This window comes from Escherichia sp. Lx600-2, from assembly GCF_036662595.1.
Lineage (GTDB): Bacteria > Pseudomonadota > Gammaproteobacteria > Enterobacterales > Enterobacteriaceae > Escherichia > Escherichia coli.
In genome coordinates, this window is sequence record NZ_JAYQWM010000097.1 from 1 (window position 1) to 11,467 (window position 11,467).

An 11,467-nucleotide genomic window follows, 5' to 3' on the forward strand; every position below is an offset into this window, starting at 1 on the left:
CTCCTGCAGCTCACGGTAACTGATGCCGTATTTGCAGTACCAGCGTACGGCCCACAGAATGATGTCACGCTGAAAATGCCGGCCTTTGAATGGGTTCATGTGCAGCTCCATCAGCAAAAGGGGATGATAAGTTTATCACCACCGACTATTTGCAACAGTGCCCATCGGCGTAGTAGTGGATGTGGTCGATGACAAAGCCGGTGCGGGTCAGCGTGCGCCGGAGGATCGGCAGAAAATCGACCAGGAACGAAGTAGCGCGTGTGACGACGGCCGGTACGCCGACACGCGCCACGGCCTCGGCCCAGCGCGCGGCCGGCGGTTGGAGCAGGCCGTTGTGCACCGAACCGTGGTAGGTGCCGACCGCCAATGTGAGCCAGCGCTCTAGCTCGCGCAGCGTCAGGGCGGCCTTGTTTTCGGAATCGTAGTCGCCGCGCTGGTCAGGGTTGGAGAAGGTCGTTCCCGGCAGTTCGTCGTGAATCATCTGCATCGCCGTGCCGATGATCCGTTCCACGATGCCGCCATAGTGCGGCTGTCCCAGCGGGCGATAGTCCAGCCGGATGCCATGCTGCTCGCAACCCCGGCGCAGGGCCTCGCTCTTGAACTCGGCCGCGTTGTCTAGGTAGAGCAGCAAGGGCTTGCCGCTCATCTGCCAATCCATTTCCACGTTCAGTCCTTCCAGCCAAGGGCGCTTGTCGCAGGCGACATGCACGAGGCACAGGCCAACCGAAACGGCAGACGGCGCTTCCAGCGTGACGACCATGCCGAGCACGCAGCGGGTGAACACGTCGATGGCGAGGGTCAGGTACGGGCGGCCAATAGGTTGCCGGTCGCGGTCATCGACCACGATCAGGTCGATGACCGTATGGTCTATCTGCACCTGCTCCAGCGGCGCGGTCACGGCAGGAGGCTCGCCGCCCACACCTTGTAGGTCACGAGCGGCATCCTGGCCTTCCCGCCGGCGGATGACCTTGCGCGGGTCAAGGCTAGCGATCCGTAAGGCCACGGTATTGCGCGCCGGCACTCGCAGTTTTTGAGCCTTGCACACCTGAGTGACTTCGCGGTGAAAGGCCGCTAGGCTGCGCTTCTGCTTGGTCAGGAACCGCTTTTGCAGTAGCTCGTGGATGACGCGCTCGACCGGTTCCGGCAAGCGCCCCTTACCTTTACCTCCACCGGACTGGCCGGGCACCAGATCCGTCACGAGGCCGCTGCCTTGCCGGGCACGCCGGATCAGAACGTATACCTGGCGCCGAGACAAGCCCAGCGCCTGAGCCGCCATATCGGCCGCTTCGTGCCCGACCGTCTCCGACTGCGCCAACGGACTGATGATCTCCGCACGACGGCGCGCACGCTCCCAAGCCTCATCAGGCAGAGTGGCCACGCCTTGTTCTGGAATCCGTGGGGTGTCCGTCGCCATGCTCACCTCGCTTTGGTGCACACGAGTATTGAGCATAGTCGAGATTGGTGCAGATCACTTCTGATATTGAACTGTCAGGAGCTGGCTGCACAACAGCCATTACGCCCAATCAACTGGTGCAGTCGTCTTCTGAAAATGACATCCATGCCCAGCCCGTGCGCGAGCTGGATCACCGCCCGCACGATAGTTTGGTCACGGGCATCATCCGGGAGCCTGGCGACAAAGGATTGGTCGATTTTCAATGTGGTGATGGGGCAGCATTTCAGATGTTGCAGGCAGGAATAGCCGGTGCCGAAGTCGTCGGCGGCGAAGCGCACGCCGATGGCGCGCAAGGCGTCGAAACTGGCGAACAGGGCTGGATTGCCGAATGCGACCGATTCGGTCAGTTCGATCTCCAGAAGCTCGGCGGGCAGGGCCATATCGGCCAGCACCCGCTTTACCTCGTCGTCGAACGTTGGCCCAACCTGGCTGGCGGACACATTGATGGCAAGACGGAACGGTTGCCATGCCGGTCCTTGCCACTTGTGCATCTGGCGACAGGCCTCGCCCAGCACCCACGCGCCTATTTCCGGCATCAGGCCGAACGACTCGGCCAGCGGCAGGAACTGGCCGGGCGGCAACAGGCCAAGCCTCGGATGCCGCCAGCGCATCAACGCTTCCGCGCCAGCGATCCGGTGATCGCGCAGATCGACCAGCGGCTGGTAATGCAGGTCAAGCTGTCCGCGCGCCGCCGCCTGCGCCAACTCGGCCGCCGTCCATCCGGCGGGCTGCGAACTCGTCATGATCCGCCCCGGAAGGCGCGCAGCAGCCGCGTTACGGCCAGAACGAACAAGCCGGTCAGCGCGAGCGCGGCAACACCCCAATGCTCGCCAAGGAAGGCACCGGCGGTCGTCCCGGCCAGCACGGCGGCGAGAATCGGCAGATGGCAGGGGCAGGTCAACACGGCCAGCGCACCCCACAGGTAGCCGGAAACGGGTTGGCGCGTCTCGGGCGGCAGTTTGTCAGGGGCGTTCACGGCAATGCCTCCTCGTGCGCCCGCTCGGCTGGCATGGAGGCCAGTTGCGCGTCCAGATGGGCCAACGCCGCGCGCCGCCGCTCGACCAACTGGCGCAGCACGGCAAGCTGCGCTGCGGCTTGTGCGCCGTCCGCTGCGTCGAGCGCACGGCACAGCCGCGCCAGGGCATCCAGGCCGATACCCGCCTCGAAGGCCGCGCGCACGAAGCACAGCCGTTGCAAGGCCGCATCGTCGAACACGCCGTAGCCGCCCGTGGTGCAGGCCACCGGCCGTAACAAGCCGCGCACCAGGTAGTCGCGCACGATATGTACGCTCACCCCAGCGTTATGGGCCAGTTGCGATACCGTGTAGGCGCTCATCGCACACCTCCTTGTCCTCACCCGGCGCAGCAGGAAAGCTGCTTCACATCCTTGTTGAAGGTCTGCGCCGCGAGCTTCAACCCTTCGACCATCGTCAGGTAGGGGAACAACTGGTCGGCCAGTTCCTGCACCGTCATCCGGTTGCGAATCGCCAGTGCGGCCGTCTGGATCAGTTCGCCCGCTTCCGGGGCCACTGCCTGCACGCCGATCAGTCGTCCGCTGCCTTCTTCAACCACCAGTTTGATGAAGCCGCGCGTGTCGAAGTTGGCGAGCGCGCGCGGCACGTTGTCCAGCGTTAGCGTGCGACTATCAGTTTTGATGCCGTCATGGTGCGCTTCCGCCTCGCTGTAGCCTACGGTCGCCACTTGCGGGTCGGTGAACACCACGGCCGGCATCGCGGTCAGGTTCAGGGCCGCGTCACCGCCGGTCATGTTGATCGCGGCGCGAGTGCCGGCCGCTGCCGCCACATAGACGAACTGCGGCTGGTCGGTGCAGTCGCCTGCGGCGTAGATGTGTTCCACGCTTGTACGCATGCCGGGGTCGATGACGATAGCGCCTTGCGGGGTGAGCGTGACGCCCGTCGCATCCAGTGCCAGCTTGCGTGTGTTGGGCGCGCGGCCGGTGGCGACCAGCAGCTTGTCGGCGCGCAGTTCGCCGTGCGCCGTGGTGAGCACGAATTCGCCGTCCCCTTCACCATTGATATACGCGACCTGGCTGGCCTGGGTGTGTTCCCTCACCTCGATGCCCTCCATGCGGAATGCGGCCGTGACGGCTTCGCCTATAGCTGGGTCTTCGCGGAAGAACAGCGTGCTGCGAGCCAGGATCGTCACCTTCGCTCCGAGTCGGGCGAACGCCTGCGCCAGCTCCAGCGCCACCACTGATGAGCCAATCACGGCCAGGCGCTTAGGAATCGTCTCGCTGACCAGCGCTTCAGTGGAAGTCCAGTACGGAGTGTCTTTCAGGCCGGGAATCGGCGGCACGGCCGGGCTCGCGCCGGTGGCGATCAGGCAGCGGTCGAATGCCACCACGCGCTCGCCGCCGTCGTTGAGTTGCACGATCAGGTTGCGATTGTCCTTAAAGCGGGCGGAGCCGTGCAGCACAGTGATCGCCGGATTGCCCTCCAAGATGCCTTCGTACTTGGCGTGGCGCAGTTCATCGACGCGGGCCTGCTGCTGGGCCAGCAGCGCCGTGCGCTGGATGGTCGGCGTGGTAGCGGCGATGCCGCCATCGAACGGGCTTTCCCGGCGCAGATGGGCGATATGGGCGGCGCGGATCATGATCTTGGACGGCACACAACCGACATTGACGCAGGTGCCGCCGATGGTGCCGCGCTCGATCAGCGTGACACGTGCGCCTTGCTCGACGGCCTTCAGCGCCGCTGCCATCGCGGCCCCGCCGCTGCCGATGACGGCGATATGCAATGCGCCGCTGCTACCCGTCTTGTCGTTTCTGCCCAGCAGATCGCGCATCTTGTCGAGCAATCCGCCCGGCGTCGAAACTGAGGGGGCATCGGCCAGCGTGGCCCGATAACCGAGTCCAGCTACAGCGGCCGTCAGCGCGTCGGGTGACGTGCCGACCTCAATGGCGAGCTTGGCGCTGCCCTTGGCGTAGGAGACATCCGCTGATTGCACGCCGGGCACTTTCTCCAGGGCGTCCTTGACATGCACTGCGCACGAGTCGCAAGTCATGCCGGTGATTTTGAGAGTGCTCATACCATCGTTCCTTATTCGTGTGGGCCGCCGTGTCGCACGGTCAGCCGTCTTTCACAAGCGCTTGGCGGGGAGTTCGCAGCCGTCCGGTCCGCAACGGCGATGCGCCGGCGACACGAAGTCCCAGATCGACACCCCAATCATCAAGGCCAGGCCGACGTACATCAGGTTCGCCGTCCACCAGTTGCCGAGCAGCCAGACCGTGGCCGCAAACACGATGGCCGGGCCGATCATGCCGAGCAGACTGCGCAGCCATTGCCGATGACTGAACCAACCCAGCGCGTTCGCCAGGAAGGCCAGCGCGGCAAACAGCGGCAGCAGGCGGCTGATGAACAGTCCCTCGTACTGGCTCAAGAAGCCCAGCCCGATGGCCGCGCCGAAGCTGGCGAGGGCTGGAAAGCAGGCGGCGCAGCCCATCGCGGAAACGACGCTGCCGAGCGCGCCGGTTTTATCGGCAATGCGTGTCATCAGTCCCATGAAGCGGCTCTCGCTGTTGTCGTTGGCTTGCTGGCTCACTGCTTGACGCTGGACGGATAGCCGGCGTCTGCGGTGGCCTTGGTCAGCTTCTGTACGCTGGCCTTGGTGTCGTCAAAAGTGACGACGGCCTCGCGCTTCTCGAAGCCCACATCGACCTTGCTCACGCCTTCGACCTTGGAGAGCGCTTTCTTGACTGTGATCGGGCAGGCGGCGCAAGTCATGCCGGGAACCGCTAGCGTGACGGTCTGGGTAGCGGCCCACACCGGGGCAACAGCGGCGGCGAGGGCAAGGGAGGCAAACAGTTTCTTCATGATGAACTCCTGGTTAATAGAAAAATGGAACGACATAGGGAAATCCAAGCGCGACCAGGACCAGCACGGCCACGATCCAGAAAATCAGCTTGTAGGTGGCGCGCACCTGCGGAATCGCGCAGACCTCACCTGGCTTGCATGCCTGCACGGGCCGGTAAATCCGCTTCCAGGCGAAGAACAGCGCCACTAGCGCCGCGCCGATGAACAACGGTCGATAGGGTTCCAGCACCGTCAGGTTGCCGATCCAAGCACCGGAGAAGCCCAGGGCGACCAGTACTAGCGGCCCCAGGCAGCAGGTCGATGCAAGAATGGCGGCCAGCCCGCCGGCGAAGAGCGCACCGCGCCCGTTTTGTGGTTCAGACATACGTTGGCCCTTTTGAATTTGGATTGGATAGCGTAACCTTACTTCCGTACTCATGTACGGAGTCAAGCGATATGGAAAATAATTTGGAAAACCTGACCATTGGCGTTTTTGCCAAGGCGGCCGGGGTCAACGTGGAGACAATCCGCTTCTATCAGCGCAAGGGCCTGTTGCGGGAACCGGACAAGCCTTACGGCAGCATCCGCCGCTATGGGGAGGCGGACGTGGTTCGGGTGAAATTCGTGAAATCGGCACAGCGGCTGGGGTTCAGTCTGGACGAGATTGCCGAGCTGTTGCGGCTCGACGATGGCACCCACTGCGAGGAGGCCAGCAGCCTGGCCGAACACAAGCTCAAGGACGTGCGCGAGAAGATGGCCGACTTGGCGCGCATGGAAACCGTGCTGTCTGAACTCGTGTGCGCCTGCCATGCACGAAAGGGGAATGTTTCCTGCCCGTTGATCGCGTCACTACAGGGCGAAGCAGGCCTGGCAAGGTCAGCTATGCCTTAGCGTGCTTTATTTTCCGTTTTCTGAGGTGCCCCCGTCCAGCTTGGCCCGATGCGAGTCCGTGAGTGGTTCGACCAGGGCGCGGTAGACCCGCCGATTGGCTCGCGCAATGGCTTCCGAGCAGGCCCGGTCAATCACGCTCAGCGCCGGCAGGATGCGTCGTTTCTGCCGTAGGCTCTCCAGGGCCTGACCGGCCAGCAGCAAGCCTTTGTCGGTCTGCTGGGCCAGCTCGGTTAGCTCGCGCACCAGGGCGCGGAAGTCGGACAGGCCGAACGGGGCCAGTTGCAGGTAGGTGCGCAGTTCCTGGGCATGCTCGCGACGGGTCACGTCGCGCTCGCCGTACTTTGCCCAGCTCGCCGGCTCGGCCTGGACTTGCTTCGCCACCCACAGGATGACCGGCTCGGGCAGCTCGCTGTCGGTTCCCAGCGCGTAACCGGGGTAGCGCAGCAGGCAGAGCTGCACGGCGAAGCCGAGGCGGTTGGCGTCGCCGCGTCGCTGGCGGATCAGCGACAGGTCGGAGTCGTTGAAGGTGTAGTAGCGGATCAGGTCATCCTGGCTTTCCGGCAGCGCAAGCAGGGTGTCCCGCTCCGTGGCCGAGAGGATCAAGCGACGCGGCATGTGTCAGTCGTCCGTGCGGAGGTACTGGTAGAGGGTTTCCCGGCTGATGTTGAACTCGCGGGCAAGCTGCGCCTTGGGCTCGCCGGCCGTCGCTCGCTGCCGCAGGGTAGCAGCCTGCTCATCGGACAGGGCTTTCTTGCGGCCCCGGTACGCGCCACGCTGCTTGGCCAAGGCGATGCCCTCACGCTGCCGCTCGCGGATCAGGGCGCGCTCGAACTCAGCGAAGGCCCCCATCACCGACAGCATCAGGTTGGCCATCGGCGAGTCCTCGCCAGTGAACACCAGGCCCTCCTTCAGGAACTCGATGCGCACGCCGCGCTGAGTCAGCTTCTGTACCAAGCGACGCAGGTCATCGAGGTTGCGGGCCAGCCGATCCATGCTGTGCACCACCACTGTATCGCCTTCGCGGACGAAGCTCAGCAGCGCTTCGAGCTGGGGGCGCTGGGTGTCCTTGCCCGATGCCTTGTCGGTGAACACCTTGCTCACCTGGGTTTGTTCCAGCTGGCGTTCCGGGTTCTGGTCAAAGCTGCTGACCCGGACGTAGCCGATGCGGTGCCCCTGCACGATGTCTCCTTGGTTGAAGGCGGCTTAAGTGCACTTTCTGTTCCGTTGTGCCTCAAAGCCCATTTCTGTCAGGCTGAAATCTATAACCTTCGCGGGCATGTGTCAAAAAATGGGAAAGCAGACTCTATTCTGACGAAGCGGCGCGGCCCTGCCTGACATCAAGTTAGGGTATAGCCTAGATTGACATGCGCGATGCAACCCTTAACTTGCTTGCACCTATCGTTTCCATGCTAGCTTTATCGTAACGCTCAAGAAATTGGGCTTAATGCCGAAAACAATAAAATAAAACAGCCAACCCTTGAGGTTCTTATGCGCCAGAATTTACCAGTGACGGGTCGAAACTTAGAACTCCCAAAAGATGCCAATATTCTTTCGACTACCTCCCCTCAAAGCCATATCACGTACGTTAATCCTGACTTCATTAAAATCAGTGGTTTCACTGAGGAAGAACTATTAGGCCAGCCTCACAACATCGTAAGACACCCAGATATGCCGCCTGCTGCATTTGAGCATATGTGGAGTACATTAAAATCTGGCCGCTCATGGATGGGGCTAGTAAAAAATCGCTGTAAAAATGGCGACCACTATTGGGTAAGTGCTTATGTAACGCCAATAGCTAAGAATGGTTCGATTGTTGAATACCAGTCTGTAAGGACCAAGCCTGAACCTGAGCAGGTTTTGGCTGCGGAAAAATTATATGCTCAATTGAGAAGCGGGAAGGCCGCGAGGCCGAAATTGGCTGCTAGCTTTTCCGTGAAAATACTCTTGCTCATATGGGGTAGTATTATATCAAGCGCAATGGCTGCCGGCATGCTTACTGATACATCAATAAGCAGCTTATTGTTAGCCACTTTAATGTCAGGAAGCTTAAGCTCTGTTAGTGTTTTGGCTATTCTCTCTCCTCTTGGAAGACTGGTTGAAAGAGCCAGGAATATTTCCAATAACCCATTAAGTCAATCCCTCTACACTGGGCGCACCGATGAGTTTGGCCAAATAGAGTTTGCTTTACGAATGATGCAAGCTGAAACAGGCGCCATAGTAGGTCGCATAGGTGATGCATCAAATCGGCTTAGCGAACACACCCGAGGCCTACTAAAGGATATTGAGTCAAGCAATGTACTTACAGTTGAGCAGCAGGCAGAGACAGATCAAATAGCAACGGCAGTAAACCAAATGGTGGCAAGCATTCAAGAGGTTGCGAGCAATGCACAGCATGCTGCAGATGCGGCCGGAAGAGCAGACACTGAGACGGCATCTGGCCAGCGTCTGGTAGCCCACACAAGCCAGTCAATCACTGCCCTTGAAGGTGAAATTAGGCAAGCCACTCAGGTTATTCATGAGCTTGAAGGTCAAAGTAACGAGATATCAAAAGTTCTTGACGTTATACGAGGGATCGCCGAGCAAACGAATTTGTTGGCACTCAACGCAGCAATTGAGGCCGCGCGTGCTGGTGAGCAGGGGCGTGGTTTTGCTGTTGTCGCCGATGAGGTTCGCAGTCTTGCTGCTCGCACACAGCAATCGACAACGGATATTCAAAGCATGATCAGCGCTCTACAAGAGCGAGCGCAATCCGCTGTTACAGTCATGGAGCAAAGTAGTCGGCAAGCGCACACGAGTGTAGCTCACGCAGAGGAAGCAGCTACAGCTCTTGATGGAATTGGCCAACGCGTTAACGAAATTACCGACATGAACGCGCAAATAGCGACTGCGGTCGAGCAGCAGGGAGCAGTAAGTGAAGACATAAACCGCAGTATTATCAATATACGCGATGCTGCTGATACCAATGTACAGACCGGGCAGAATAATTTGCAAAGTGCGAAATCTGTCGCTCAGTTAACTAGCGCTCTGAGCGAACTGGCAAAACAGTTTTGGGAAAAACGAGGATAACGCTTTTCAGTATCTCGACAGGGATAACTTACTTTACCATCGGTTATCCCTTTTAGCCGCACAAATTTTAGCCATGGCTTTTCAGGAAGTCAGGGCTATCAGAATGGCCTTAGAAAGCCTAGTCAAAGAGCTGTCACGAGAACACCGTTAGCTTAGCGTACGATTTTTTCCGAATTCTGCGGTTCCCCCTTGTTCCGTCTGAAAGTAATCACTATGATTAAATATGATTAACAACTAATCGGATATGCAAATGAAAAACAATACCGCACAAGTAACAAAAGTAATTACTGCGCATGTGCCATTACCTATGGCTGATAAAGTCGACCAGATGGCCGCCAGACTGGAACGGTCCCGGGGCTGGATTATCAAACAGGCGCTTTCTGCATGGCTTGCCCAGGAGGAGGAGCGTAATCGCCTGACGCTGGAAGCCCTGGACGATGTGACATCCGGACAGGTTATCGACCATCAGGCTGTACAGGCCTGGGCGGACAGCCTCGGTACTGACAATCCGTTACCGGTGCCTCGCTGATGGAACTGAAGTGGACCAGTAAGGCGCTTTCTGATTTGGCGCGGTTATATGATTTTCTGGCGCTGGCCAGTAAACCAGCTGCAGCCAGAACGGTGCAGTCCCTGACACAGGCACCGGTCATTCTGTTAACTCATCCACGTATGGGAGAACAGTTGTTTCAGTTTGAACCCAGGGAGGTCAGACGGATTTATGCTGGCGAGTACGAAATCCGTTACGAACTTACTGGCCAGACTATTTATGTATTGCGCCTGTGGCACACACGAGAAAACAGGTAGATTGTGTGTGGGGACAACTTTAACATAGCCTGCAGGTATTAATCCTTGAGCATTGTTATCAGGCCAAATGTTTGATATTCCATTAAATATCCTTGACGTATAGGAAATTGAAAAACCAGACGATACCGCTGTCCACGCCTTATGCCACGTGAGCTCTTCTGCTTTTCCCACCACTCCGGTGTTTTATCTCTCTGCATGGTCGATTCTTATACCGCAACAGGCTGTTTTTTATTCCTGCACCAATTCCCGGGCACACTTAGCCTGCGTCAGGCCAGCATATACCTCAGCAGACTGATATCCCGCGCGTTTTTCTTCAGCCCTGATACATTCAGCCCCGCAAGGGACCGGCGGTATACCATCCGGTTGCCACACAGCACGCATTCGAACGGATCACGACTCAGGAACTGTTTCATCATTTGTGCATAGCACACTTTCGCCACTGCTTCCGGTTTATCCATCCCCAGAGCACGGTACACCTGCGGCAGCTTCTCTCCACACACCCGGTTGGCAAGGAACCCGAAGTACCTCACCATCTTAAAAAACTTCTCCGGGATGTGCTGTTTCAGCCTCGCGACCAGCTCTCGCTGTGTCAGCGTTTCCGTCGCCGTTTCTCCCATTTTGTGGTCCAGGTAACGGAGGCTCAGGCTCGCCCCTCCGTTGTAATGTGCCAGCCGGGAGGCTGCTATCGGCGGCTTCTTCAGATAACGACCCAGGTAGCGCGCCGTATTCCTCCCGCCGGCCGTTTTCTTCGATATGTTTCCAAGCGGACCCCTTATAGGGGGGTGAGGGCCCCCTGGCTCAGCCGGTAATTTTGTTGTCAGGATGAGAGGCGATATGGGGAAACGATATAAAATAACTGCGACAATAATCAAACCCGGTAATATGCCGGTTCAGTGGTTGCGTTACCAGGATTCAGAAATGACATTCGCCGAATGTGAAAAACTGTTTGCACCTGCGAAAGAGCCCGGACGGTATATTCGTGTCAGGCTGGAAGACTTCCGGTGTGAAGTAGTGAAGGCCTGACGCAGCCATACGCCATGTTTATCCCGGCGTAGAACTTTTATGCGGGAACGAGCCTTGTTGGTAAAGACAAAGGCAGCATTGTCGTGCCATGCAGCGTTAAGTTCTTTCCGGACGTACTGTGTCAGTTTTGTCGATGCCCCGGCGCATATTGACGGGTTTTACGACCAGGAATACGTTATCAGTCCTCAGTATGGCAAAAAGCCCGGAAAACATCGGTTAACTGAGAAGGCTGGCAGCACATCCGGATACTGGATTTGCCCCTATATTTCCAGACACCTGTTATCACTTAACCCATTACTGGCCTGCTGCCGTAGATATTCCCGTGGCGAGCGATAACCCAGTGCACTATGCGGATGCCATTCGTTATAATGCTCGAACGCCTCTGCAAGGTTCTTTGCTGCCGTTAACCCGTCTGGTTT

15 protein-coding genes and 4 pseudogenes are annotated in these 11,467 nt (G+C 58.8%); 5 read left to right on the plus strand and 14 right to left on the minus strand.

All coding sequences use genetic code 11. The annotated features are described in order from the left end of the window. The 9 genes and pseudogenes from OQV04_RS21045 to OQV04_RS21085 all read right to left on the minus strand — a co-directional run. Positions 1-99 (minus strand): annotated as a pseudogene (locus tag OQV04_RS21045) (IS6 family transposase); the annotation flags it as partial. Positions 100-145: 46 nt separating this feature from the next. After that, the gene (locus tag OQV04_RS21050) at positions 146-1,414 is read right to left on the minus strand and encodes a DNA-binding domain-containing protein (RefSeq protein ID WP_000179845.1); all 1,269 of its coding nucleotides are present in this window, start codon (positions 1,412-1,414) and stop codon (positions 146-148) included. A 74-nt stretch (positions 1,415-1,488) separates the two neighbouring features. Next, the gene (locus OQV04_RS21055; protein ID WP_001300294.1) at positions 1,489-2,157 is read right to left on the minus strand and encodes an EAL domain-containing protein; all 669 of its coding nucleotides are present in this window, start codon (positions 2,155-2,157) and stop codon (positions 1,489-1,491) included. Between the two features lie 35 nt (positions 2,158-2,192). After that, on the minus strand, positions 2,193-2,429 hold the full coding sequence (gene merE / locus OQV04_RS21060) for a broad-spectrum mercury transporter MerE (protein WP_000993386.1): 237 nt from the start codon (positions 2,427-2,429) through the stop codon (positions 2,193-2,195). Next, entirely contained in the window at positions 2,426-2,788 is a 363-nt protein-coding gene (gene merD, locus OQV04_RS21065) for a mercury resistance co-regulator MerD (protein WP_001277456.1), read from the minus strand. The genes merE and merD overlap by 4 nt, the downstream gene beginning before the upstream one ends. A gap of 17 nt (positions 2,789-2,805) precedes the next feature. Further along, complete coding sequence (gene merA / locus OQV04_RS21070; RefSeq protein ID WP_000105636.1) at positions 2,806-4,500, minus strand: mercury(II) reductase; 1,695 nt, start codon at positions 4,498-4,500, stop codon at positions 2,806-2,808. A 51-nt stretch (positions 4,501-4,551) separates the two neighbouring features. Beyond that, positions 4,552-4,974 carry an organomercurial transporter MerC gene (gene merC / locus OQV04_RS21075; protein WP_001340589.1) on the minus strand — a complete coding sequence of 141 codons (423 nt, stop codon included), beginning with the start codon at positions 4,972-4,974 and terminating at the stop codon, positions 4,552-4,554. A gap of 35 nt (positions 4,975-5,009) precedes the next feature. Then, positions 5,010-5,285 carry a mercury resistance system periplasmic binding protein MerP gene (gene merP / locus OQV04_RS21080; RefSeq protein WP_000732292.1) on the minus strand — a complete coding sequence of 92 codons (276 nt, stop codon included), beginning with the start codon at positions 5,283-5,285 and terminating at the stop codon, positions 5,010-5,012. A 13-nt stretch (positions 5,286-5,298) separates the two neighbouring features. Next, complete coding sequence (locus OQV04_RS21085) at positions 5,299-5,649, minus strand: mercuric transport protein MerT (protein ID WP_001294663.1); 351 nt, start codon at positions 5,647-5,649, stop codon at positions 5,299-5,301. A gap of 71 nt (positions 5,650-5,720) precedes the next feature. On the opposite strand from OQV04_RS21085, the gene merR reads away from it, so the two are divergent. Beyond that, positions 5,721-6,155, plus strand: coding sequence for an Hg(II)-responsive transcriptional regulator (merR, locus tag OQV04_RS21090; protein WP_000429836.1), 435 nt, complete (start codon positions 5,721-5,723; stop codon positions 6,153-6,155). A 33-nt stretch (positions 6,156-6,188) separates the two neighbouring features. Here the strand turns inward: merR and OQV04_RS21095 are convergent. Then, a pseudogene (locus OQV04_RS21095) lies at positions 6,189-6,770 on the minus strand (DUF4158 domain-containing protein); the annotation flags it as partial. Positions 6,771-6,773: 3 nt separating this feature from the next. Continuing rightward, complete coding sequence (locus OQV04_RS21100; RefSeq protein WP_001161490.1) at positions 6,774-7,334, minus strand: recombinase family protein; 561 nt, start codon at positions 7,332-7,334, stop codon at positions 6,774-6,776. 309 nt (positions 7,335-7,643) lie between these two features. Between OQV04_RS21100 and OQV04_RS21105 the strand changes: the two genes are divergently transcribed. The 3 genes from OQV04_RS21105 to OQV04_RS21115 all read left to right on the plus strand — a co-directional run bounded on the left by OQV04_RS21105 (position 7,644) and on the right by OQV04_RS21115 (position 10,025). Further along, complete coding sequence (locus tag OQV04_RS21105) at positions 7,644-9,221, plus strand: methyl-accepting chemotaxis protein (RefSeq protein ID WP_001323889.1); 1,578 nt, start codon at positions 7,644-7,646, stop codon at positions 9,219-9,221. Between the two features lie 244 nt (positions 9,222-9,465). Continuing rightward, positions 9,466-9,750, plus strand: coding sequence for a CopG family ribbon-helix-helix protein (locus tag OQV04_RS21110; RefSeq protein WP_062894229.1), 285 nt, complete (start codon positions 9,466-9,468; stop codon positions 9,748-9,750). Further along, positions 9,750-10,025 carry a type II toxin-antitoxin system RelE/ParE family toxin gene (locus OQV04_RS21115; protein WP_063073486.1) on the plus strand — a complete coding sequence of 92 codons (276 nt, stop codon included), beginning with the start codon at positions 9,750-9,752 and terminating at the stop codon, positions 10,023-10,025. Before OQV04_RS21110 ends, OQV04_RS21115 begins: the two co-directional genes overlap by 1 nt. Positions 10,026-10,291: 266 nt before the next feature. Here OQV04_RS21115 and OQV04_RS21120 read toward each other — a convergent pair. Beyond that, positions 10,292-10,780 (minus strand): annotated as a pseudogene (locus OQV04_RS21120) (transposase); the annotation flags it as partial. Between the two features lie 79 nt (positions 10,781-10,859). Between OQV04_RS21120 and OQV04_RS21125 the strand changes: the two are divergent. Continuing rightward, positions 10,860-11,048: a DUF1187 family protein gene (locus OQV04_RS21125; protein ID WP_063073487.1), complete on the plus strand. Its 189-nt coding sequence runs from the start codon at positions 10,860-10,862 to the stop codon at positions 11,046-11,048. A gap of 2 nt (positions 11,049-11,050) precedes the next feature. Here the strand turns inward: OQV04_RS21125 and tnpB are convergent. Together tnpB and OQV04_RS21135 are read right to left on the minus strand one after the other, a co-directional pair. Further along, positions 11,051-11,240, minus strand: a pseudogene (gene tnpB / locus OQV04_RS21130) (IS66 family insertion sequence element accessory protein TnpB); the annotation flags it as partial. Positions 11,241-11,308: 68 nt separating this feature from the next. After that, positions 11,309-11,467, minus strand: a 159-nt coding sequence (locus tag OQV04_RS21135; protein ID WP_001513894.1) for an integrase core domain-containing protein, incomplete at its 5' end; no start/stop codon positions are given.

What these genes read in the sequence shown, in the direction of transcription:
- OQV04_RS21050 (WP_000179845.1), bottom strand. Translation starts at nt 1,414, where the DNA reads ATGGCGACGGACACCCCACGGATTCCAGAACAAGGCGTGGCCACTCTG.
- merD (WP_001277456.1), bottom strand. Translation starts at nt 2,788, where the DNA reads ATGAGCGCCTACACGGTATCGCAACTGGCCCATAACGCTGGGGTGAGC.
- merA (WP_000105636.1), bottom strand. Translation starts at nt 4,500, where the DNA reads ATGAGCACTCTCAAAATCACCGGCATGACTTGCGACTCGTGCGCAGTG.
- merC (WP_001340589.1), bottom strand. Translation starts at nt 4,974, where the DNA reads ATGGGACTGATGACACGCATTGCCGATAAAACCGGCGCGCTCGGCAGC.
- merP (WP_000732292.1), bottom strand. Translation starts at nt 5,285, where the DNA reads ATGAAGAAACTGTTTGCCTCCCTTGCCCTCGCCGCCGCTGTTGCCCCG.
- OQV04_RS21085 (WP_001294663.1), bottom strand. Translation starts at nt 5,649, where the DNA reads ATGTCTGAACCACAAAACGGGCGCGGTGCGCTCTTCGCCGGCGGGCTG.
- merR (WP_000429836.1), top strand. Translation starts at nt 5,721, where the DNA reads ATGGAAAATAATTTGGAAAACCTGACCATTGGCGTTTTTGCCAAGGCG.
- OQV04_RS21105 (WP_001323889.1), top strand. Translation starts at nt 7,644, where the DNA reads ATGCGCCAGAATTTACCAGTGACGGGTCGAAACTTAGAACTCCCAAAA.
- OQV04_RS21110 (WP_062894229.1), top strand. Translation starts at nt 9,466, where the DNA reads ATGCAAATGAAAAACAATACCGCACAAGTAACAAAAGTAATTACTGCG.
- OQV04_RS21115 (WP_063073486.1), top strand. Translation starts at nt 9,750, where the DNA reads ATGGAACTGAAGTGGACCAGTAAGGCGCTTTCTGATTTGGCGCGGTTA.
- OQV04_RS21125 (WP_063073487.1), top strand. Translation starts at nt 10,860, where the DNA reads ATGGGGAAACGATATAAAATAACTGCGACAATAATCAAACCCGGTAAT.